This is a genomic window from Streptococcus suis (assembly GCF_046032515.1).
Taxonomy (GTDB): Bacteria; Bacillota; Bacilli; order Lactobacillales; family Streptococcaceae; genus Streptococcus; species Streptococcus suis_AL.
Genome location: NZ_JARQPJ010000009.1, coordinates 24,336 through 46,648, shown reverse-complemented (window position 1 = coordinate 46,648; position 22,313 = coordinate 24,336). Strand labels below are relative to the sequence as shown.

At 41.8% G+C, this 22,313-nt stretch carries 25 protein-coding genes; 20 read left to right on the top strand and 5 right to left on the bottom strand.

The window, feature by feature from the left end:
• Nucleotides 1-73 precede the first annotated feature (73 nt).
• The 4 genes from P7J49_RS05505 (at nt 74) to P7J49_RS05490 (ending at nt 2,788) form a co-directional block, all read left to right on the top strand.
• Complete coding sequence (locus P7J49_RS05505) at nt 74-523, top strand: hypothetical protein (RefSeq protein WP_408569859.1); 450 nt, start codon at nt 74-76, stop codon at nt 521-523.
• Nucleotides 417-1,406 carry an ATP-binding protein gene (locus tag P7J49_RS05500; RefSeq protein WP_408569858.1) on the top strand — a complete coding sequence of 330 codons (990 nt, stop codon included), beginning with the start codon at nt 417-419 and terminating at the stop codon, nt 1,404-1,406. The genes P7J49_RS05505 and P7J49_RS05500 overlap by 107 nt, the downstream gene beginning before the upstream one ends.
• Nucleotides 1,403-2,071, top strand: a complete 669-nt coding sequence (locus P7J49_RS05495; RefSeq protein ID WP_044774075.1) for a response regulator transcription factor — start codon at nt 1,403-1,405, stop codon at nt 2,069-2,071. Before P7J49_RS05500 ends, P7J49_RS05495 begins: the two co-directional genes overlap by 4 nt.
• A gap of 111 nt (nt 2,072-2,182) precedes the next feature.
• On the top strand, nt 2,183-2,788 hold the full coding sequence (locus P7J49_RS05490) for a DUF3642 domain-containing protein (RefSeq protein ID WP_408569857.1): 606 nt from the start codon (nt 2,183-2,185) through the stop codon (nt 2,786-2,788).
• A gap of 44 nt (nt 2,789-2,832) precedes the next feature.
• Here the strand turns inward: P7J49_RS05490 and sdaAA are convergent, their stop codons facing one another.
• Both sdaAA and sdaAB read right to left on the bottom strand, forming a co-directional pair.
• Nucleotides 2,833-3,702 carry an L-serine ammonia-lyase, iron-sulfur-dependent, subunit alpha gene (sdaAA, locus tag P7J49_RS05485; RefSeq protein WP_408569856.1) on the bottom strand — a complete coding sequence of 290 codons (870 nt, stop codon included), beginning with the start codon at nt 3,700-3,702 and terminating at the stop codon, nt 2,833-2,835.
• Between the two features lie 12 nt (nt 3,703-3,714).
• Nucleotides 3,715-4,386 carry an L-serine ammonia-lyase, iron-sulfur-dependent subunit beta gene (gene sdaAB / locus P7J49_RS05480; RefSeq protein ID WP_024393077.1) on the bottom strand — a complete coding sequence of 224 codons (672 nt, stop codon included), beginning with the start codon at nt 4,384-4,386 and terminating at the stop codon, nt 3,715-3,717.
• Between the two features lie 218 nt (nt 4,387-4,604).
• On the opposite strand from sdaAB, the gene mnmA reads away from it, so the two are divergent.
• Nucleotides 4,605-5,729, top strand: coding sequence for a tRNA 2-thiouridine(34) synthase MnmA (mnmA, locus tag P7J49_RS05475; RefSeq protein ID WP_408569854.1), 1,125 nt, complete (start codon nt 4,605-4,607; stop codon nt 5,727-5,729).
• 42 nt (nt 5,730-5,771) lie between these two features.
• Here the strand turns inward: mnmA and P7J49_RS05470 are convergent, their stop codons facing one another.
• Nucleotides 5,772-6,161 (bottom strand): nuclear transport factor 2 family protein, encoded by a 390-nt coding sequence (locus P7J49_RS05470; RefSeq protein ID WP_105138573.1) that lies wholly within the window; start codon nt 6,159-6,161, stop codon nt 5,772-5,774.
• Between the two features lie 125 nt (nt 6,162-6,286).
• Between P7J49_RS05470 and P7J49_RS05465 the strand changes: the two genes are divergently transcribed.
• The 15 genes from P7J49_RS05465 to P7J49_RS05395 all read left to right on the top strand — a co-directional run bounded on the left by P7J49_RS05465 (nt 6,287) and on the right by P7J49_RS05395 (nt 20,102).
• Nucleotides 6,287-6,613 carry a winged helix-turn-helix transcriptional regulator gene (locus P7J49_RS05465; protein WP_014638837.1) on the top strand — a complete coding sequence of 109 codons (327 nt, stop codon included), beginning with the start codon at nt 6,287-6,289 and terminating at the stop codon, nt 6,611-6,613.
• Nucleotides 6,614-6,754: 141 nt separating this feature from the next.
• Nucleotides 6,755-7,207: an NUDIX hydrolase gene (locus tag P7J49_RS05460; RefSeq protein ID WP_408569852.1), complete on the top strand. Its 453-nt coding sequence runs from the start codon at nt 6,755-6,757 to the stop codon at nt 7,205-7,207.
• Between the two features lie 16 nt (nt 7,208-7,223).
• The gene (locus P7J49_RS05455) at nt 7,224-7,667 is read left to right on the top strand and encodes an NUDIX hydrolase (RefSeq protein ID WP_172011118.1); all 444 of its coding nucleotides are present in this window, start codon (nt 7,224-7,226) and stop codon (nt 7,665-7,667) included.
• Nucleotides 7,645-8,100 carry an NUDIX hydrolase gene (locus P7J49_RS05450; RefSeq protein WP_408569851.1) on the top strand — a complete coding sequence of 152 codons (456 nt, stop codon included), beginning with the start codon at nt 7,645-7,647 and terminating at the stop codon, nt 8,098-8,100. Before P7J49_RS05455 ends, P7J49_RS05450 begins: the two co-directional genes overlap by 23 nt.
• Nucleotides 8,101-8,102: 2 nt before the next feature.
• A complete protein-coding gene (gene mnmG / locus P7J49_RS05445; RefSeq protein WP_408569849.1) occupies nt 8,103-10,019 on the top strand; it encodes a tRNA uridine-5-carboxymethylaminomethyl(34) synthesis enzyme MnmG in 1,917 nt (638 codons plus the stop codon).
• 80 nt (nt 10,020-10,099) lie between these two features.
• Nucleotides 10,100-12,061, top strand: coding sequence for a DHH family phosphoesterase (locus tag P7J49_RS05440; protein ID WP_408569847.1), 1,962 nt, complete (start codon nt 10,100-10,102; stop codon nt 12,059-12,061).
• Between the two features lie 9 nt (nt 12,062-12,070).
• Nucleotides 12,071-12,523, top strand: a complete 453-nt coding sequence (gene rplI / locus P7J49_RS05435) for a 50S ribosomal protein L9 (RefSeq protein WP_408569845.1) — start codon at nt 12,071-12,073, stop codon at nt 12,521-12,523.
• A gap of 33 nt (nt 12,524-12,556) precedes the next feature.
• Nucleotides 12,557-13,912, top strand: a complete 1,356-nt coding sequence (dnaB, locus tag P7J49_RS05430) for a replicative DNA helicase (RefSeq protein WP_029179684.1) — start codon at nt 12,557-12,559, stop codon at nt 13,910-13,912.
• A 3-nt stretch (nt 13,913-13,915) separates the two neighbouring features.
• Nucleotides 13,916-14,167: a Veg family protein gene (locus P7J49_RS05425; RefSeq protein WP_408569843.1), complete on the top strand. Its 252-nt coding sequence runs from the start codon at nt 13,916-13,918 to the stop codon at nt 14,165-14,167.
• Nucleotides 14,168-14,306: 139 nt separating this feature from the next.
• Entirely contained in the window at nt 14,307-15,002 is a 696-nt protein-coding gene (locus P7J49_RS05420) for a cytochrome c biogenesis CcdA family protein (protein ID WP_398581615.1), read from the top strand.
• A gap of 18 nt (nt 15,003-15,020) precedes the next feature.
• Nucleotides 15,021-15,584: a TlpA family protein disulfide reductase gene (locus P7J49_RS05415; protein ID WP_408569840.1), complete on the top strand. Its 564-nt coding sequence runs from the start codon at nt 15,021-15,023 to the stop codon at nt 15,582-15,584.
• Between the two features lie 310 nt (nt 15,585-15,894).
• Nucleotides 15,895-16,506 (top strand): 30S ribosomal protein S4, encoded by a 612-nt coding sequence (gene rpsD / locus P7J49_RS05410; RefSeq protein ID WP_002938227.1) that lies wholly within the window; start codon nt 15,895-15,897, stop codon nt 16,504-16,506.
• A 65-nt stretch (nt 16,507-16,571) separates the two neighbouring features.
• Nucleotides 16,572-17,021 (top strand): thioredoxin, encoded by a 450-nt coding sequence (locus P7J49_RS05405; protein WP_408569838.1) that lies wholly within the window; start codon nt 16,572-16,574, stop codon nt 17,019-17,021.
• A gap of 134 nt (nt 17,022-17,155) precedes the next feature.
• Nucleotides 17,156-18,673 carry a flavocytochrome c gene (locus tag P7J49_RS05400; RefSeq protein ID WP_408569836.1) on the top strand — a complete coding sequence of 506 codons (1,518 nt, stop codon included), beginning with the start codon at nt 17,156-17,158 and terminating at the stop codon, nt 18,671-18,673.
• Nucleotides 18,674-18,755: 82 nt separating this feature from the next.
• Nucleotides 18,756-20,102 (top strand): metallophosphoesterase, encoded by a 1,347-nt coding sequence (locus P7J49_RS05395; protein WP_408569835.1) that lies wholly within the window; start codon nt 18,756-18,758, stop codon nt 20,100-20,102.
• Between the two features lie 38 nt (nt 20,103-20,140).
• Here the strand turns inward: P7J49_RS05395 and P7J49_RS05390 are convergent, their stop codons facing one another.
• Together P7J49_RS05390 and P7J49_RS05385 are read right to left on the bottom strand one after the other, a co-directional pair.
• Nucleotides 20,141-21,448, bottom strand: a complete 1,308-nt coding sequence (locus P7J49_RS05390) for a GHKL domain-containing protein (RefSeq protein WP_408569833.1) — start codon at nt 21,446-21,448, stop codon at nt 20,141-20,143.
• On the bottom strand, nt 21,445-22,158 hold the full coding sequence (locus tag P7J49_RS05385) for a LytR/AlgR family response regulator transcription factor (protein WP_408569831.1): 714 nt from the start codon (nt 22,156-22,158) through the stop codon (nt 21,445-21,447). Before P7J49_RS05385 ends, P7J49_RS05390 begins: the two co-directional genes overlap by 4 nt.
• Nucleotides 22,159-22,313 lie beyond the last annotated feature (155 nt).

Below are 22,313 nucleotides of genomic sequence, written 5' to 3'. Positions count from 1 at the left end.
TAATTGTGAAAAAATTGACTAGAAAAGAAGAACTATGAAATTACAAAAACGAATTTTTCGATTAAATATGATCATGCTTATTTTTTCCTTGGTTGCGATGCTGGGGGTAAGTGTTTATGTGGTTAATAGTATTTATCGTAACCAAGAAACATGGCAGTCCACTAGCCAGAAGACAGCAGGTAGTCAACAGAGTTTGGAAAAATTTTCGGGATTAGATTTTGCAGTATTGGCAGATGAGTTAGCATCGAATGATGCACGACTCTATGTAGAAAGTAATGGTGAGGCTGTTTTTTCAAATCTGAAAGATGATGCGGATGAGATATTGGGAGTGACAGTATCATCAACCACTCACACCTCCTATGTAGATGGAGAAATTGTGATTAGCCGTAAACTCGCCACGGATGGGCATATATGCCTTGTTAGAAGATTTGGAAGACCAGCAAGAAAGCCAAGAATTTCAAGCCTTCCTGATACAGCTTTTGTTAGTTGGTGGAATAGGTATCGTGGTCGTAGTGGTGCTTAACTTCTTCTTTACTCACCGTCTCTTAGGTGTGGTCATGCGTCCTCTGGAGGAATTGCACAGCGGTGTAGAACGTATCCAGCAGGGAGATTATACAGTACCTCTGACCTATCAAGGTGATAAGGAATTTGAAGAATTGACCCAAGGGTTCAATCAAATGCAGACTTCTTTGTTAGAGGCCCGTGAGAAAAATCGACTGTATGAACAAAATCGAACCCAGATGGTCGCAGATATTTCGCATGATTTGCGGACTCCCTTGACTTCTATCAAAGGTTATGCCAAGGGAAGTTTGGATGGTATTGCCAATACGGATGAAAAACGTAATCAATATTTGACTGTTATCTATCAAAAATCTCAGGTGATGGAGAAATTACTGGAAAAATTATTTGCTTTTTCACAATTGCAGACAGATAAAATGCCATTTGATAAAGTCCAGCTTGATTTGGCTATCTTTTTACAGTCCTATGTAAGAGAGAAAACGGAGGAATTAGTAGATGAGGACATTCGGTTTAGTTTGGAAGTATCGGATGGATTGCCAGTTGAGATTGATCCAATCCAATTTCGTAGAATTCTAGATAATCTGGTGGGCAATGCACGAAAATATGCCGCTGTAAAGCCCTTGATAATCAGTATTACTGGACAAATGCAGGAGCAAGAAGTTGTTTGGACTTTTACAGATAATGGAAATGGTGTAGAAAAGAATAGATTTGACTTGATTTTTGAAGAATTTTACAGGGCAGACGATACCAGACAGCAAGTAGAAGGCCATGGTCTAGGTCTAGCCATTGTAAAAAATATTATCGAACGCTTAGGAGGTCGAGTGTCTGTTGAGGCAACTCCAGGACTTCGATTTATCTTCAGATTACCTAGAAAGGATATGAAATGACACGGATTTTAATCGCAGAAGACGATGTAGAGATTGCTTATTTGGAGCGAGATTATCTGGAAATGCAGGGCTACCAAGTAGATTTGGTACATGACGGTGGTCTTGTAGAGGACCAACTCAAAAAAGAGGATTATGCTCTTTTAATGCTGGATGTCATGCTCCCAAATAAAACTGGCTACGATCTTTGTCGTGATTTACGGGATAAGGTGGACTTCCCTATTTTGATGGTTACATCCAAGCAAGAAACCATGGGCGTGGTGAGAGGACTAGGCTTGGGAGCGGATGATTACATCAGCAAACCTTTTGATCCTATGGAGTTGGTGGCGCGTGTAAAGGCTCATTTGGCTCGCTACCAGCGTTTTCAAAAGGATAATGATCAGAATGAATTAACAGTTGGGAATATGACTATTTTCTTGGATAATTGGAAGGTGACTTTGGATGGTCAGGAAATCAAATTGCCCAATCGTGAATTTGAATTGCTGGTTTATTTAGCAAAACACCCTAACCGAGTATTCTCTAAAGATCACTTGTTTGAAACCATTTGGGGATATGACTATGTTGGAGATAGTGCGACAGTTGCTGTTCATGTCAATCGGCTCCGAGATAAATTGGGAGCCGATTTGATTGAGACTGTCTGGGGAGCAGGCTATCGTCTTAATGATTAATTTATAAGTGTTTAGAATTTGTTTAGAAAGTTTCTCTAAAGTGTTAAAACCTATCCTCTATAATAGACTTATCAGCAAGAGCTGAAGAAAACAAGTTAAAAAGAGGACAAAATGGAAAATAACAATCAACAACAAGAAATTATTGAAGTGGCAGAAAATAAGAAAACAGGTGTCTGGGAAGCAGTCAAACAGAAGGTTACAGGCATGAGTAAGAAATCGATTATCTTATTGTCGGTAGGTGCCTTGGCACTTGTGATGGCTGGTTTTGTCGTAGCAGAAGTCTATGAAAATAAACTAGAGGCATTAGGAGATCAAATTGAGCGACAAGTTGGAATTGCAGATGATGATGACAATCAACAGGTAATAGCACAAGCTAATGCATCATCAGCCTCATCAGTAAATACAACTTCTGCTAGTCAACTAGCAACAAGTTACGGTGTAAAATTAGTTGACACCTCTGAGCTAGATGGTACTTATACAGCAACATCTGGAAATGACACCTACACGTTGACTGTAAAAGGGAATCAAGCAACCTTGACAGAAGTTGACAAAGACGGAGATCAAGATATTGAACAAGTTATCTTTGATTTAGATAAAAAACTTGCCTACATTGATGGCGAAGCAGATAGTTATACCTTGAATGGTCCAACTCTTACCTTGACAGAAATTGACGCCAATGATACAACCTTAGAGAAACTAACATTCACGAAACAATAAGAAAAGGACCGCAATGGTCCTTTTTGGTTTACATTGTTGTCAACTTATTCTCCGAAAATTTCTTGGGCTAAGCGGCGGCCAGTTGGGGTTGCTGCAAGTCCTCCTTCAGCAGTTTCACGGAAGGCAGTTGGGAGGGCAGAGCCCACTTGGTACATGGCATTGATGACTTCATCTGCTGGAATTTTGGATTCGATGCCTGCTAGAGCCATATCGGCAGCTACCATGGCGTAGCTGGCTCCCATTGCATTACGTTTGACACAGGGGACTTCTACTAGACCAGCGACGGGATCGCAAATCAGACCCAGCATATTTTTGATGACAAAGCAGATGGCTTGGCTGGCTTGGTAGGGAGTTCCACCTGCTGCAAGAGTTAATGCTGCGGCAGACATAGCAGAGGCAGATCCGACTTCTGCCTGACAGCCTCCTTCTGCACCTGAGATGGAGGCGTTGTTGGCAATGACCAGCCCAAAGGCTCCAGCTGTAAATAGGAAGTCAAGTTGCTGTTCTTCTGTCAAATTGAGCTTTTCAATAGCAACTCCTAGCACAGCTGGTAGACAGCCAGCAGATCCTGCTGTCGGAGTGGCGCAGACCAAGCCCATTTTGGCATTCAATTCGTTGACAGCCATAGCGTTTCTTGCTGCAGACAAGATAGAAGCGTCCGACAGAGTCTTACCACTCCTCATATAGGCATCTAACTTGGCAGCATCGCCTCCTGTTAAACCAGATACGGATTTGCTTTCAGTAAGTCCATCTACGATGGAGGCTTTCATAACTGTCAAGTTTCTTGACATAATTGTCAATATTTCTTCGCGGCTACGACCGGTCAATTCAGTTTCAGTAGCAATCATGAGTTCAGCTACATTGCCAGAAAAATCATTGGCTTGCTGAACCAATTCTTCGATAGTATAAAACATGTCTTTCTCTTTCTAGTTGAAGAAGGTTACATTGTGCAGGTGTGGAATTTTTTCAATTTCTGCAATAGAATTTTCACATTGGCGGGCATCCACTTCGATAATCATAATGGCTTTTTCGCCAGCTTGTTCACGTGTCACGTTCATTTGGGCGATATTGATGTCATACTTAGAAAGGACATCGGTCACTTTTGCAATCATACCAGGGACATCTTGGTGAACAATAATAATAGTTGGCGTATTCATATTGAGATTGACAGAAAAACCGTTGAGTTCTGTTACTTGAATATTTCCCCCACCGATGGAAACGCCTGTGGCTGAGATGGATTTTTTATCGTTTTTTATGATGATCCTGGTGGTATTGGGATGTGGGGTATTGCTGTCCTTGTTGACACGCCAGTAAACCTTGATGCCACGTTCCCGAGCAATGTCAAGGGAGTCTGGAATGCGGGGATCATCCGTATCCATGCCCAGAATACCTGCTACCAAGGCTACATCCGTACCGTGACCACGATAAGTCTTGGCAAAGGAATTGTAGAGTTGAAATTCCACCTCTGTCGGCTCATCGCCGAAAATTGAAGACACAATTTTCCCAATTCGGACCGCACCAGCTGTGTGACTAGAAGACGGTCCAATCATAACCGGTCCAATGATGTCAAAAACCGATTGAAATTTTAAGTTTGTCATAGTTTTCCTCGCTTTTCATTCTTAGGTATATTATATCAAATTATCCTGTCAAGGAATATGCTAAGATGAATGGGTTTTCAATGCCAAATTCCTGTTGCTTCTCCCATTTGTGTGATATAATACAAGTTGTTCAAAATCGACCTTCAAATCGTTTTTTGGAAAAAATTTTGAAATACGACCTTCAAATCGTTATTTCTACGAAAAGATGGGAGAAGATTATGTCAACTGACAATTCTAAAACTCGTGTCGTTGTCGGTATGAGTGGTGGTGTGGATTCATCGGTTACGGCCCTCTTGCTCAAGGAGCAGGGCTACGATGTCATCGGCATCTTCATGAAAAACTGGGACGACACGGACGAAAATGGCTTCTGTACAGCAACAGAAGACTATAAGGACGTGGCTGCAGTGGCAGACCAGATCGGTATTCCGTACTACTCTGTCAACTTTGAAAAAGAGTATTGGGACCGCGTATTTGAGTATTTCTTAGCTGAGTATCGGGCTGGCCGTACACCCAATCCAGATGTCATGTGTAACAAGGAAATCAAGTTCAAGGCTTTCTTGGATTATGCTATGGACTTGGGTGCGGACTATGTGGCGACGGGGCACTATGCTCAGGTATCACGCGACGAGGACGGCACCGTTCACATGCTGCGTGGGGCAGACAATGGCAAGGATCAGACCTACTTCCTTAGCCAACTTTCACAGGAACAGCTACAGAAAACCATGTTTCCGCTCGGCCATTTACAAAAGCCTCAGGTAAGGGAAATAGCAGAGCGAGCAGGCTTGGCGACGGCTAAAAAGAAAGACTCGACAGGTATCTGTTTTATCGGTGAAAAGAACTTTAAAGAATTTTTAGGGCAGTATTTGCCAGCACAGTCCGGCCGGATGATGACGGTTGACGGTCGTGACATGGGAGAACATACAGGTCTTATGTACTATACCATTGGTCAGCGGGGCGGGCTTGGTATCGGAGGACAAATCGGTGGGGACAATGAACCTTGGTTTGTTGTCGGAAAAGACCTATCAAAAAATATCCTCTATGTCGGTCAGGGCTTCTATCATGAGTCCTTGATGTCAACTTCTTTACAAGCTAGTCAAGTTCACTTTACACGTGATATGCCGGAAGAATTCACGTTGGAATGCACAGCTAAGTTCCGCTACCGTCAACCAGATAGTCAAGTGACTGTCAAGGTGAAAGGTGATAAGGCAGAAGTCATCTTTGCAGAGCCACAGCGGGCCATCACACCAGGACAAGCCGTTGTTTTCTATGACGGACAAGAATGTCTAGGAGGTGGCATGATTGACATGGCCTACAAGGATGGGGTGGCTTGTCAGTATATTTAATCAAAAATAAAAGCTTAGCACCCTCGTGCTAAGCTTTTTGTCTTATCCCCAGAAAGCATCTTCAGCTTTTTGGTCGGCTGAGAAGAGCCAAACTTCCTTGATTTTACCATCTTCCATACGGAAAAGATCGATACCATTCATGTTTAGTTCTTCACCATCTGTTCGAGTACCGAGGAATGTTACGTTAGCGGCAACAAGAGTATCATTATCTGACACCCAGTTTGTCACTACTTTGAATGATCCATTTGTTTTTTCGGCGAAAGTTGCTAGATGTGCTCCGAGTACTTCTTTACCAATTTTAGCACCAGATGTTGAATGATTTCCGGGTTGATGCCAGATAATGTCGTCAGCCATTGTTTCAAAAAGAGCTGCAAAATCACCAGCGATGAGAGCATTGTTATAGGCATTAAAAATTTCCAAGTTTGTTGACATTTGATGTCCTCCAATTTTTTTGATATAGTACAATTATAGTGGAAGTAATCAATTATACAAGTAGGTACTTTTGCATTTGTTGGTATCAAAAGTGATACTATTGTGATAAATAAAGGAGAAGTTTTTTGAAAAAAGTTAGTGAATATGGTATTTGTCCTTTTGCAACAACGCAAAAAGTTTTGACTGGTAAGTGGGGATTGGTGATTATCTACCAACTCAGTACAGGAACGAAACGCTTCAATGAATTACAGCGACTGATTCCAGGTATTACTCAAACCATGTTAACAAGGCACCTTAGACAATTGGAGGAGGATCGCATTATTAGTCGCACGGTCTATGCAGAAGTCCCCCCTCGTGTAGAGTACAGCTTGACTGAAATGGGTGAAAAATTTCGTTCGGTGCTGGATGCTGTTGAGGCTTGGGGCTTAGAGTATATTGAAACGTTAGCGTAACACTAGATTTGAAATTCTGCAAATCTTTTGATAGAATAAGAGTAACAATCATCATGATGGTCAAAGCTCATGGGAATTGTAGGTTTTTTTGTCCTGCAATTTTCGAGAGTTTTGGCTATTTTTTACTATTGGGGAGAGGAGATGGATTTTAGGACCAGAATTGACAATCAGATTTTTGGTGTTCGTGCGACGGGCTTGGTGGTACAAGATGAGAAGTTATATCTTGTTAAGTCGCCTGAGGGGAAATATTACACCTTAGGTGGAGCTATTCAGCTTGGCGAAACAACCGAAGAGGCTGTGCAACGGGAAATGCAAGAAGAAATCGGAATTGAGGTGGAACTTGGACCACTAGCATTTATCGTTGAAAATCAGTTCACCTTACAGGAGAAATCCTATCATCAGATTGAATTTCTCTATATAGTTACCCCACTATCTAATCCTGCTCCCAATCTGGAAGAAGGAAATTCTATTCGTCAGTGTGAATGGGTTGCTTTTGCGGACTTAGAGAAACTGGATCTCAATCCAGCCTTTCTTAAGACCGAGCTAGCCAAATGGGACGGACAACTAAAGCATTTTATGAACAAAGACAACTAAAGTAGCGGAGGAAACCATGCCTGTTAAATTGATTGCCCATGTCTTGCTGACTGTTGCAGACAGTCACTTGATTATTCAGCGTTTGCAGATTAAGCGTGGCAAACCCAATGTTTTTCCTCAATATTGGGACATTCCAGGCGGTCGTGTCGAGGAGAATGAATTACCCCGTGATGCTGCAGTGAGAGAGTGTTTTGAAGAAACAGGTATTTTGATAGAAAAGGAAAATCTGACTATTATTCATGAAGATAGTCAGTTTGATGTAGAGAAACAGACGGTATTTACAAGGCTGGTCTATGAAGTGACACTTTCTGAACAACCAAAAACCATTCTTCTTGACCCAGAAGAACATACAGATTTTCTCTGGTTAGCCCCTAGCGATAAAAATAAGAAAAACTTAGTTCCATATCTGGACGAAATTTTAGAAAAGAGAGGGATGAATGGATTTCAGAACCAAAGTTGACAACCAGATTTTCGGTGTTCGGGCGACGGCATTGATTATAAAAGACGGAAAAATATTTCTCACGAAGGATACTAAGGGGCATTATTATACCATTGGCGGTGCGATTGCAGTCAACGAAACGGCGCAAGATGCGGTTGTTCGAGAAGTCAGAGAAGAATTAGGGGTTGACAGCCGTGTCAACCAACTAGCTTTTGTCGTTGAAAATCAGTTTACACATGAAGAAATAGATTTTCACAACATCGAGTTTCATTTTATCGTCGATCCTATTGGAAAAATGCCTAAGGAGATGATTGAAGATAGCTTGAAACAAGCTTGTGAATGGATTGAGCTTGACAATCTTGTCAACCTAGATATCGTACCAGCCTTTCTGGCTCAAGAATTGCCAAACTGGAATGGGCAAGTCAAACACATCATGAACATGAAGGAGAAATAAAAATGACACACACATTTGCAGAAAACTACGATGTCATCGTGATTGGAGCGGGGCACGCGGGTGTAGAAGCAGGCTTGGCAGCCAGCCGAATGGGCTGTAAGACCCTGCTTGCGACGATAAATTTGGATATGGTGGCCTTTATGCCCTGTAATCCCTCTATTGGTGGTTCTGCCAAGGGGATTGTGGTAAGGGAAATCGATGCCCTGGGGGGCGAAATGGGCCGCAACATTGATAAGACCTATATCCAGATGAAGATGCTCAATATGGGCAAGGGGCCAGCTGTTCGTGCCTTGCGGGCTCAAGCGGATAAGGCAGAGTATTCAGCGGAGATGAAGCGGACGGTGGAGCGTCAGGAAAATCTGACTCTGCGTCAAACCATGATTGATGAGATTTTGGTGGAAGATGGTAAGGTTATCGGTGTCCGAACGGCTACCAACCAGAAATTTTCAGCCAAGGCAGTTGTGGTGACGACGGGTACAGCTTTGCGTGGCGAGATTATCATCGGTGACCTCAAGTATTCGTCAGGACCTAACAATAGCCTGGCTTCTATCACGCTGGCGGATAATCTGAAAGAATTGGGACTTGAAATCGGTCGTTTCAAGACAGGAACGCCACCGCGTGTCAATGCTCGCACTATTAACTACGAAGAAACTGAGATTCAGCCAGGCGATGAAAAGCCAAATCACTTTTCATTCTTGTCCAAGGATGAGGACTATTTGCAGGACCAAATTCCTTGCTGGTTGACCTATACCAACGCGACCAGCCATGAGATTATCAATAGTAATCTTCATCGGGCACCTATGTTTTCAGGGATTGTCAAAGGGATTGGTCCCCGTTATTGTCCGTCTATTGAGGACAAGATTGTTCGTTTTGCCGACAAGGAACGCCACCAGCTTTTCCTAGAGCCAGAAGGTCGCAATACCGATGAAATCTATGTTCAAGGGCTGTCAACCAGTCTGCCAGAAGATGTGCAGCAGGACTTGATCCACTCCATTAAAGGCTTGGAAAATGCTCAGATGATGCGGACTGGCTATGCCATTGAGTACGATATGGTTATGCCTCATCAGTTGCGGGCGACGCTTGAAACCAAGAAGATTTCTGGGCTCTTTACAGCAGGTCAGACCAACGGGACATCGGGTTATGAAGAAGCGGCAGGTCAGGGAATTATCGCTGGGATCAATGCCGCTCTTAAGGTACAGGGTAAGCCTGAGTTGATTTTGAAACGAAGCGACGGCTACATTGGTGTCATGATTGATGACCTAGTGACCAAGGGAACGGTGGAGCCTTACCGACTCTTGACCAGTCGGGCAGAATACCGCTTGATTCTGCGTCATGACAATGCCGATATGCGTTTGACGGAAATCGGTCGTCAGGTTGGCTTGGTAGATGATGAACGCTGGCAGGTCTTCCAAATCCATAAAAACCAGTTTGACAATGAAATGAAACGCTTGGAGTCTATCAAACTCAAGCCAATCAAGGAAACCAACGAAAAAGTCGTTGCCATGGGCTTCAAGCCTCTGACGGATGCCCTTACCGCCAAGGAATTCATGCGTCGTCCAGATGTGACTTATGCAGATGCGGTAGCCTTTATCGGTCCTGCGGCAGAGGACTTGGATGCTAAGACCATTGAATTGATTGAAACAGAGGTCAAGTACGAGGGCTACATTGCCAAGGCCTTGGATCAGGTGGAGAAGATGAAACGCATGGAAGAAAAACGCATTCCGGCCGATATTGACTGGGATGATATTGACTCTATTGCGACCGAGGCTCGTCAGAAATTTAAGCTGATTTCACCAGAAACCATTGGCCAGGCTAGTCGGATTTCCGGTGTCAATCCAGCGGACATCTCCATTCTTATGGTTTACTTGGAAGGACGCAGTCGTTCCATTTCTAAAAACAAATCAAAGGACAGTCACTAAGGCTGTTCTTTTCTTCTGCATGCTAGCGAAAACTAGCAATTTCTAGTGATTTGTGGTAAAATGGCAGGCAGAGGTTAGTGATGAAAAAATTTCGATTTTCGACAATTCACTTTGTCATGATAGGTGTCATTTTATTTGGGTTGGTGGCTCTTGTCCACCGATTTTTTCCAATTGGTGCCAGTACAGTTTTTGCGCTACTCATCAGCCTATTAGTGTTGATTGCGCTGTTTATTTATCAAAAACATTCTTATGAATTTAGTGAGATAGAACAGATTGAATATCTCAATAATCAGGCCAATTCTGGTTTGATGATGCTCTTGGATAAAATGCCAGTGGGAGTTATCAAAGTTCGACCAGATAGTAATCAGGTAGAATGGTTTAATCCCTTTGCTGAGCTGATTTTTGCTCAAGAAAATGGTGAGTTTGATCAAAAAAAACTACGTGAAATTATTGACGTTGGTCTGGATGAGGAGCGAATTTATGCAAACTTTTCAGGCAAGAGATACGCTGTTAACGTTGATTTTGATCAAGGGTTATTTTACTTTTTTGATGCTTCATCAGAGTACTCAGCGACAAATAGTTTGATCGGAAGCCGTCCTGTTATAGGGATTATTTCAGTTGATAACTATGATGAGCTTGAGGATGCTGTAACTGATTCTCAAATTAGCCAAGTCAATTCCTTCTTGGCTCAATTTGTTTCGGAATTTTGCCATGATTACGGTATCTACTACCGACGCGGCACAATGGATCGATTCTATTTCTTTACAGATTATGCTGTGTTGGAAAAATTGATAGAGAATAAATTTTCAGTTATTGATAAGTTCCGCGAGGAGGCTAAAAAGTTAGATTTAGGTTTGACTTTGAGTATGGGATTGGCGTATGGTAATGAAAATCATCACCAAATCGGACAGGTTGCGCTCCAAAATCTCAATATGGCTGAGGTTCGTGGTGGAGATCAGGTTGTGGTCAAGGAAAATGATGAGAGTAAACAGCCACTTTTCTTTGGCGGTGGCTCGGCTTCTTCCGTTAAACGAACACGTACGCGGACTCGTGCTATGATGTCTGCTGTATCAGATAAACTCAAATCGGTTGATGCTGTTTTTGTGGTGGGACATCGTAATTTAGATATGGATGCGCTTGGATCCGCGGTCGGTATGCAGTACTTTGCTCAAAATATTATGAACAATGCCTATACGGTGTATAATCCAGATGAAATGGCACCAGATATTGCACGTGCTATCAAGAAGTTGAGTGATGAAAATTGTTCTAATTTGCTAACGGTTGAGGAAGCCATGAAGATGGTCACTTTCCAGTCGTTGTTAATCATGGTAGATCATTCAAAGATTGGCTTGACTTTGGATAAGGATTTCTATGACCAATTTACTCAGGTTGTGGTGGTTGATCATCATCGTCGCGATACAGATTTCCCAAATAATGCAGTTTTGACTTATATAGAGAGTGGTGCTAGTTCTGCGAGTGAGTTAGTAACGGAATTAATTCAGTTCCAGAATGATAAACACCATAAGCTTAATCGCATTCAATCTAGTTTATTGATGGCTGGGATTATGCTTGATACAAAAAATTTCACCTCTCGTGTGACTAGTCGTACTTTTGATGTGGCTAGTTACTTGCGGACTCGTGGTAGCGATAGCTTGGAAATCCAGCAGATTGCTGCGACAGATTTTGAGGAATATCGTCAAATCAATGAGTTGATTTTGCGTGGTGAGAAGTTGGAGCCACATATCGTGATTGCTTGTGGTGAGGAAAGCTTGGAGTATGACACGATCGTTCCAAGTAAGGCAGCTAATACCATATTGGATATGGCGGGCATTGAGGCAGTCTTTGTAGTTACCAAAAATGCCAAAGGTTACATAGCTATTTCCGCTAGAAGTCACAGCAAGGTCAATGTCCAACGGATTATGGAAGAAATGGGGGGTGGAGGTCATTTCAATTTGGCTGCAGCCCAGGTCTATGACCAAACCCTTGAACAAGTTAAGAATAACCTCATCAGTAAAATTTATGAGGAAATAAAAGAAAGTTAGGTGAAGCAGATGAAAGTTATCTTTTTGGCAGATGTAAAAGGTCAGGGAAAAAAAGGCGAAATCAAGGAAGTTCCAACAGGTTATGCCCAAAACTTCTTGATTAAGAAAAATTTAGCTAAGGAAGCTACAACACAAGCAATCAGCGCCCTACGTGGTCAAGAAAAATCTAAAGCTAAAGCTCATGCGGAAATGGTTGCTGAAGCAGAGGCTATCAAGGCTAAGTTGGCTGAGGAAGCTACTTTAGTGAAATTTGTCGAAAAAGTTGGTCCAGATGGTCGTACCTTTGGTTCGATTACCAGCAAGAAAATTGCTGAAGAATTGGACAAGCAATTTGGCATCAAGATTGACAAACGTCATATCCAATTAGACCACCCAATTCGTGCCCTTGGTTTGATTGATGTTCCTGTCAAAATTTATCAAGATGTGACAGGCGTTATCAATTTGAGCATTAAAGAAGCTTAGAAAAGTTATCATTGTCAGTGAGGAGGTGAGATCTTGGCAGAGTTGGATGAATTGCGGGTGCAACCGCAGGATATTCTGGCTGAACAGTCGGTCTTGGGAGCTATTTTCCTTGATGAAGGCAAGCTGGTCTTCGTTCGTGAATACATTGAAGCTGAAGATTTTTTCAAACATGCTCATAAGCTAATTTTTAAAGCTATGATTGCTCTTTCTGATAGAAATGAGGCAATTGATGCGACTACCATGCGTAACTATTTAGTGAACCATGGTGATTTGGAAAATATCGGTGGTTTGGCATACTTGGCTGAAATTATCAGTTCGGTACCGACGGCAGCCAATGCGGAATTCTATGCCAAGATTGTTGCTGAAAAGTCTAATCTCCGTAAACTGATTGCCCGTTTGACGGATGCAGTTAATCAGGCTTATGAGGGTGCGGATGGTTCAGATGACATTATTGCCAATGCTGAAAAAGCTTTGATTGATGTCAGTGAGGGAGCCAGTCGAAGTGGTTTCAAGCGGATTGATGATGTTTTGAATATCAACTTTGACAACCTTGAAACTCGTGCCAAGCAGACGTCGGATATTACAGGGATTGCGACTGGCTATCCTGCTCTTGATGCTATGACAACGGGTCTGCATGAGGAGGAGCTGATTATTCTTGCGGCTCGTCCTGCGGTTGGTAAGACGGCATTTGCTCTCAATATTGCTCAGAATATTGGAACAAAATTAGGTTTGACCGTCGCCATCTTTTCTTTGGAGATGGGTGCGGAGAGCTTGGTGGACCGTATGTTGGCTTCTGAGGGAGTTATCAATTCGCGTTCCATTCGTACGGGTCATTTGACGCAGGAAGAGTGGAATAAGTATATGGTGGCTCAGGCTAATTTGGCACGAGCTAGCATTTACATTGATGATACGCCAGGTATCAAGATTACGGAGATCCGTTCGCGTTCGCGGAAGTTGGCTCAGGAAACGGGCAATCTGGGCTTGATCTTGATTGACTATCTTCAATTGATTACGGGAACAGGTCGTGAAAACCGACAACAAGAGGTTTCTGAGATTTCCCGTCAGCTGAAGATTTTGGCCAAGGAATTGAAAGTTCCTGTTATCGCCCTCAGTCAGTTGTCGCGTGGAGTTGAGCAACGTCAGGATAAGAGACCCGTTCTGTCAGATATTCGTGAATCTGGTTCTATCGAGCAGGATGCCGATATCGTTGCCTTCTTATATCGTGATGATTACTATGAGCGCGGTGAGCAGGAAGACGGCGGTATTCCTAACAATACGGTTGAAGTCATCATCGAGAAAAACCGTTCCGGTGCGCGTGGTACCGTGGAACTCATGTTCCAAAAAGAATACAATAAATTTGCAAGTATTTCCAAGAGAGAGGATGGATAAAGAATGAGTGATGCATTTACAGATGTTGCTAAAATGAAGCAAATCAAACAAGATATTAAAGACCATGAGGGACAAATTGTTGAATTGACCCTTGAAAATGGTCGTAAGCGTGAGAAGAATAAGCAGGGGCGTATTGTGGAGGTTTATCAGTCTCTCTTTATCGTTGAATTTGAAGATCCAAACAATACTTTTGTAGAATCTTATACCTACTCGGATGTATTGACGGAGAAAATCTTAATTCATTACTTGGATTAGGAATGGGAGCCTGTGTTTGCAGGCTTTTTTGTATGCTTTAACCAAACTATATATTGACTAAGATACAGCGGTGTGTTATAATATTAGTACATAAAAACGTTTTCAACAACATTCGTGTGCGAGATAGAAAGGAGTTTGTATGGACTTGCAATGGTTTACATTTTTAGCTCTGTTTGCTGAAGGGCTTCTGTCTTTTCTTTCTCCCTGTGTTCTGCCAATTCTTCCTATCTACATTGGTTTGTTGGCAGGTGGAGCTGAAGGGAAAGAGGGGGAGAGGAATGTCCTGGTTAATACGCTGAGTTTTGTGGTTGGGATTGCTGTGACCTTCTTCTTATTAGGCTTTGCCTCTAGTTTGCTGAGTAGGGTCTTACAAGCCAATGCTCAAGTCTTGCAAATCATCAGTGGTCTGCTGATTATTCTCATGGGGATTTTGCAGTTGGGCTGGTTCAATATTCCTATGTTGGAGCGTGAATTTTCTGCAAAAAACAAGGTCTATCAGGCAGGGAAACAGGTCACTCCATTTTTAGCTTTTTTGATGGGCTTTACCTTTAGTTTTTCTTGGACACCATGTATCGGTCCGATTCTGGCTTCTGTCTTTATCTATGCTAGCAGTCAGGAGGGTTGGTTGAGCGGTATCTTGCTGTTGGTTTATTGTCTTGGTTTTATTCTTCCCTTTATTTTGGTTGCCTTTTTTTCTCAGAAAATGTTGGCTTTCTTCAAGAACAATCGGCACTATTTGGCTTGGACCAAGCGTATTTCAGGCTATCTGTTGCTCTTGATTGGCTTGAGTATTTTAACAGGTTTCTTCCAGCATCTTGTTCGTTTTTTCCAGTAGGATAGAAAGGATTTGTTTATGAAAAAGTTGCTATCTATTGTCGCTTGCTTACTTGCTTCCTGTTTTGTGTTGACGGCTTGTTCCTTGTTACCATTGGTAAGTCAGTCTTCTACGGAGTCAACTTTACAAGCTAATCAACCTGTCACGCTAGATTTTTCCCTAAAGGATAAGGATGGAAATGATGTCAATCTGGCAGATTACAAGGGGAAAAAGATTTATATCAATGTTTGGGCGACCTGGTGTGGTCCTTGTCAGAGAGAAATCCCAGAATTGGAGGAGGTTTATCAAGAGTATAAGGATAAGGAAGATTTTGTCTTTTTGTCGATTACATCACCTGAGGATGCTGAGTTTGAGAATACCAATCCTGCGGATGTGAGCAAGGCTGAGATTTTAGAGAAGGCTAGTGAGCTAGGGGCGACCTATCCTGTCTTGTTTGACACAAAAGATCAGGCGATGACACAGTTTGGCATTGCTGCTTTTCCGACCCATATCCTCATCAATAGTGATGGAACCCTCAAGGTTTCCTTTGCAGGACAGGTTCAAAAGGATAAATTGGTCCAACTATTGGAAGAAATGCAATAAGAAGGATGAAAAAGGCTTTACAGAGCCTTTTTTTTGTGCTATACTAACCTTTGTGCGAAATAACAGCAGAGCAAAATGAAGCTCGTCAACAGAAGGTCAGCAAGAAGAGTAATCGTTGCTGTTTCGATGAAGGCCTCCTGCACGAATCAGGTTTGCTTAAAACGTTATTTCCTATAAACAAGTCTTTTTGTTTCCTTTTAGTACTAGGCAAGGAGGGGCAGGCTATACTGAGGTATGCCAAGCCGACTTAACGACGTAATAAAAGAGAAACGAAATGACGGAAATTTTTATTTTTAGGAGGACATAACAAATGTCACGTTATACAGGACCATCTTGGAAACAAGCTCGTCGTCTTGGCTTGTCATTGACAGGTACAGGTAAAGAATTGGCACGTCGTAACTACGTACCAGGTCAACACGGACCAAACAACCGTTCTAAATTGTCAGAATACGGTTTGCAGTTGGCTGAGAAACAAAAATTGCGTTTCTCTTACGGTTTGGGTGAAAAACAATTCCGTAACTTGTTCGTACAAGCTACTAAAATCAAACAAGGTACTCTTGGTTTCAACTTCATGCTTCTTTTGGAGCGTCGTTTGGACAACGTCGTTTACCGTCTTGGTTTGGCAACTACTCGTCGTCAAGCACGTCAATTCGTAAACCACGGTCATATCCTTGTTGACGGCAAACGCGTTGATATTCCTTCATACCGCGTTGAAGTTGGTCAAGTGATCTCAGTTCGTGAGAAGTCAATCAAAGTTCCAGCTATCCTTGAAGCTGTTGAAGCAACTCTTGGCCGTCCAGCTTTCGTATCATTCGATGCTGAAAAGCTTGAAGGTTCATTGACTCGCTTGCCAGAACGCGACGAAATCAACCCAGAAATCAACGAAGCTCTTGTCGTAGAATTCTACAACAAAATGCTCTAAGATTTGTATCGATATTTTAAAAGCCCTATTTACAAGGGCTTTTTGTCTGCATTTGAGGAGGGATTATGTGGCGTAAGTATTTTTTACTAGTGGTATTGACTATTTTGGTCGTAGGTGGGGCATTCTTTTTATCTCAATCAGCGGCTGTACCAAATGAATCAGACTACGTGAAGGCTGTAAAGAGTTATCAGGCTGTTTCGATAGATGAAGTGGAGCAAAAGGTCCAAGACGAGGAAGAATTTATATTATACATAGGTCGTGAGACCTGTCCTTATTGTCGTGACTTCGTTCCTAAATTAACAGAGGCAGTAGAGCAATCACATGCAACTATCTACTATTTAGATAGCGAGTCGGATCCGAATGGAAAAATTCAACAATTTCGACAGAGTCAAGGTCTTGCTACAGTTCCTAGTTTAACCTATTATAAATATGGTAAATTGTCTGGAATACTCCGTAAAGGGAGCCAGGCAACAATATCCGAAATAGAGAATTTTTTAGCTCTTCAAGGGCAGTAAATAGTTTTAAAAATGTATGAATCGAATATCATACATTTTTTTATTAATGTTTGTGAAAAATATTGCAAAACAGATTGAAAAACATTTCACAATCTTGTATAATACTAATATCAGATAAAAATTGGAGGTTTATCATGAAAAAGAAAGCTTGGTTAGGCTTACTAATGAGTCTACTTGCTGTGGTGTTTTTAGTAGCGTGTGGAGGTAAGTCTGACAAAACAGCTACATCTTCATCATCTACGACTTCTTCTTCATCAGAAGAAGCTGTTTCAGGTGCATCTGAGAAAGTGTATACAGATCCATCTGAGTTGAAAGATAGCTATGATGTTATCGTTGTTGGTTCTGGTGGTGCTGGTATGTCGGCAGCTATCTCAGCTAAAGATGCTGGTGCGAGTGTTGTTTTATTGGAAAAAATGCCTGTTATCGGTGGTAATACGGCTAAATCATCAGCTGGTATGAATGCTTCACAGACTAAATTCCAAGAAGCGGAAGGTATTGCTGATACAAACGATAAATTCTACGAAGAAACCCTTAAAGGTGGTAAAGGAACTAATGATCCTGAACTACTTCGTTATCTTGTAGATAATTCAGCTGGTGCAATTGACTGGCTGGATGGAATGGGTATTACCCTCAGCAACATTACGACCACTGGTGGTATGAGCGAAAAACGTACCCACCGTCCAGCAGATGGTTCTGCTGTTGGTGGCTACTTAGTAAATGGTCTTTACCACAATCTTGTTGAACGTGAAGTACCAATTTTTGTCAATGCAGATGTTACGAAACTGGAAGACAAAGATGGAGCTGTCACAGGGGTTGAAGTGAAGATTGCTGGTGAAACGAAGAAAGTTTCTGCAAAAGCGGTTGTATTGGCGACAGGTGGTTTCGGTGCAGATTTGGAAATGGTTGCTAAATTCAATCCAGCACTTGATGGTTATGTCACTACTAACCAAGAAGGTTCAACAGGTGACGGTATTGCGCTTGCTGAATCAGAAGGTGCTGCGACTGTTGATATGGAACAAATCCAAATTCACCCAACTGTTGAGCAAGAAACTTCTTACTTGATTACGGAAGCTGTTCGTGGTGAGGGTGCTATCCTTGTCAATTCAAAAGGTGAGCGTTTTGTTAACGAATTGGAAACTCGTGATAAAGTTTCTGCGGCTATCAATAGCTTAGAGCCAAACTATGCTTATGTTATCTTTGATGATGCTTTGAAAGATCGTGTGAAGGCGATTGCTCAATACGAAGAAAAAGGTCTTGTAAAAACGGGTGCTACACTTGCAGATTTGGCTAAAGAAATTGACCTACCTGCGGATACACTTCAAACGACACTTGATACTTGGAATAAGGCTGTAGCAGATAAGAATGATGCGGCATTTGGTCGTACATCAGGTATGGACCATGCTTTGAATACTGGTTCTTACCATGCGATTAAAGTTGCACCTGGTGTTCACCATACAATGGGTGGTGTGAAAATCAATACCAATACTGAAGTATTGAAAACAGATGGTTCAGCAATTTCTGGTCTTTATGCTGCTGGTGAAGTAACTGGTGGTGTTCATGGTCAAAACCGTATTGGTGGTAATGCTGTAGCAGATATCATCGTATTTGGTCGTCAGGCTGGTGAACAAGCAGCTGGATTTGCTAAGAAATAAATTTTAATATGAGGAGTTGGCTACAGTCTAACTCCTCTTTTTGTATTGTCGTCATTCATCTAAGATGATATACTTTTAAGGTATGAAGAAGAAAATAGTATTATTGTTAGGAGCTATTGCAGTCATTGTTTTGATTTGGTCTGCTATTGCAGGTCAGCGTCAGCAATCCTATGTCGAGGCTGCATTAAGAGACCAAGATAAAATTTGGATTATCACAGATTTGCATTATTTATCACAGGATTTATTTGATGATGGAGAGGCTTTTTCCTATATCGAAAAAACAGCTGCTGGCAAGGATTTACGTTATGGAAATGAGCGAATGGAGGCCTTGGTTGAGCAGGTTGAGCGTGAGCAACCGTCCTTATTACTAGTCAGTGGGGATTTGACTCTTAACGGTGAAAAGCAGAGCATGGTTGAATTGGCGCAGTATTTTACCCAGATTGAAGAAAAAGGAACGGAGGTTTTGGTCATTCCTGGCAACCATGATATTGCCAGTGGCTGGGCTAGGGCCTTTAAAGGAGATCAGCAGATAGTGACAGATCAGGTCACCTCTCAGCAATTTTCAGATATATTTGACGATCATGGCTATCAACAAGCCAGCGGTCGTGATCAAGCCTCATTGAGCTATCTGGCCAAGCCATTTTCCAATGCATGGTTTCTGATGCTAGACAGTAACATCTACTCTGACGGCTACGGCAAAGGAGCTCCTCCAACCAATGGACGTATCAAAAAAGAGACCTTGGATTGGATAGACGTACAGCTTCAGGCAGCCAAGGAAGCTGGAGTAAACTTGATACCTGTTGTCCATCACAATGTCTTGCAACAGCATGCCATGCTCTCAAAAGGCTATACTTTGGATAATGCTGCCGATTTGAAGGCCTTGTTCAATCAATATGGCATTCAATTTGGTTTTTCAGGCCACACTCATTCTCAGAATATTGTTGAAGAAGACTTGGGACAAGTCAGCTATACTGAAGTGGTCAATGGAGCATTTTCTATTTATCCAGCAGTTATCGGCCAATTGAACCTTGATGATGCAAGCATTCACTATCAAAAAACTCAACTTGATATGGCTTCGTGGACAGAAAAGCACCAACCTAGTGATCCAAATTTGCAGAATCATCTAAGCTACTTACAAACCGTCTTTGACAATACCAGCGACATCATGGTCCACAATGTGTTGAACGATGAACGGTGGTATGATGGCGAGACAGCAGATGCAATTTCACAATTTATCATGCCGGCCAACCGTGCTTATTTTTCAGGAGAAAAATTGGACCAGACTTGGCTTGATGAGACGGTATTTCCTAGCCAAGCCTATCAGACCTTGCAAGCAGCATCACCGAGAAGTTTCTTGGCTGATTATCTTGATGTGATTATAAAACGGAGTCAAGGTCGAGATGTGGAGCAAGTGACGGTTTCTAAATGATGAATAGAAAGAAAATCCCGCTTTTAAACGGGATTTTTCTATGCTTGTAAGGGGAGAATGATTTTTAGTTGAACCCAATTATCTTCCTTGCTAAGTGTGAGACTGCCACCGTATTTATTGGCAACATACTCCATACTCTTAAGACCGAATCCATGGTAGTCCTTATTTGTTTTTGAGGTTTCAGGGAGCTGTCCTGTGGATAAGTCTAATGAAGAAGTATCGTAGTTGTCTAATCGAATGATGAGAAATTGCTGATGGCAGGCAACCTTTAAAGTAATCAAGCGTTGTTCAGGGTTATCTATTTTTTCAACAGCCTCGATGGCATTGTCAATGGCATTTCCAAACAGAGCTGAAATATCCATTACATCCATAAAATGAAGGGGCTCTCCCTGAACAATACAGGTAAAGTTGATTCCATTTTGCAAACAGTAATAATTTTTCTGGCTGAGAATGGTATCTAGAACGGGATTTCCTGTTTCAATCTTGGCATCAAGGGTCTGGATCACCTCGCTCATTTCAGCTAGGTATTGCTCCTTTTTGGTTTTATCCGATTCTTGCTGAATAATGGCCAGTTGATGCTTTAAATCATGGACCTTACGGTCAAGAATCTCACTGTTTTCACGATAGGCTTGGTATTGCTTGTATTGAAGTTGAAACATATTATTGATAGATGTCAATTCCTGTCGTAAATAGCGATCGTATTGTTGAGATTCTTGGGTGAATAGGAGTAGAAGACCAGAGAGATTGACGGTTGTCCGGAGGATGAAAATGCTGGTCGAGTCTTGAAATTGGCGCGTGCCTGAGAGGATGAAACCAATATTACTAAGAACAAAGATAGATAAGGTTGTAAAGATAGCTACCGTCACATCTCGCTGCTCAATGAATTTATCCAATTCTTCTAAGTGAACTTTTTTACCTTGTAGATAGATGAGCCAGTAAGACAGCAGAGAAGTTATCAACAGAGATACCCCTTGTGTCCACAAGTTATCCACAGGTTGTTGATAAATCGTCAAACAGTAGAGATGCCAAGTAATGGAGGCTACTAATTCGGCAATGATAAAGGCTTTTGCTGTCAAATAGAGACTAGTCCTCTTGTGGATAACTCCAAGCAATCGAATGGAAACAAACATCCAAACGATATTGATGCCCATTCCCACAGTCCAAAAAAGCAAAGGGAGTTTGCCAGCCACAAGTTGAAGTAAGATTTGTATGAGGAAAATCAGGAGGATACGGAACTGTTTGCGTGACCATTTTTCAGATAAAACAAGCGAGGAACAGACCAGTAGGCAGGCCAAGCTTTCTGTTAGAGCAGTATAGAAACGTGGAATATCAGGGAAATTGATCATAGTAGGCTATCTCCGATGAAGTTGGTTAGAGCTGTCATAAATTCTTTTTTCCTTGGGCGGCTAATCGGCAAGGCTGTATTTGTGACGTAAACAAGGCTTCCTTCCACTTTTTGAACGTGGGATAGATTGATGATATAGGCGGAGTGGGCTCGTACAAACAATTTACTGTCTAACATGGCTTCGAGATTCTTGAGACTATTATGGGTAATCGTTAGGCCACCGTCAACTGTGTAGATGTGAACTTGATGTCCTTGACTTTCTAGGTAAACAATATCTTCTTGATAGAGTTTTACAGTGGACTGCTTGCTTTTTATATACAAACTTTGTTTCTCTTGGCTATCGGGTAATTTTCTAAGAATTTTTTTAAAATGTTCCTCAAAGACAAAGGAGCTCAGTGGTTTGAGAAGAAAATCAATGGCCTCAACAGAATAACCCTGAATAGCGACATGGGAATGATTGGTCACAAAGACGATGAGAACATCTTTATCCACAGACCGAATCTTTTGAGCGGTGGTCATCCCGTCCATAATCTCCATCTCGACATCTAGGTAAATCAGGTCAAATTGTTTTTGATAGTCACTAGTGATATGGAGACCGTCGTTAAAACAGCTGATTTCCACTGTAATCCCAGCTTTCTGGCAGTAGGTTTTGATGTAGTTGGACAGTCTCTCTTGCTCGATTTTTTGATCTTCTACAATCGCGATTTTCATAAAGCACCCCTTTTATTTTCTATCAGTATATCAAAATTAAAATGAAATTGTTAGCTATATTTTAGAAAAATCAAATGATAAAATAGCAAGAGTAGGATTATTTTTCTCAATTTACAAATTATGAAGGTTAAATGACAGATTATGAAGAAAGGGTT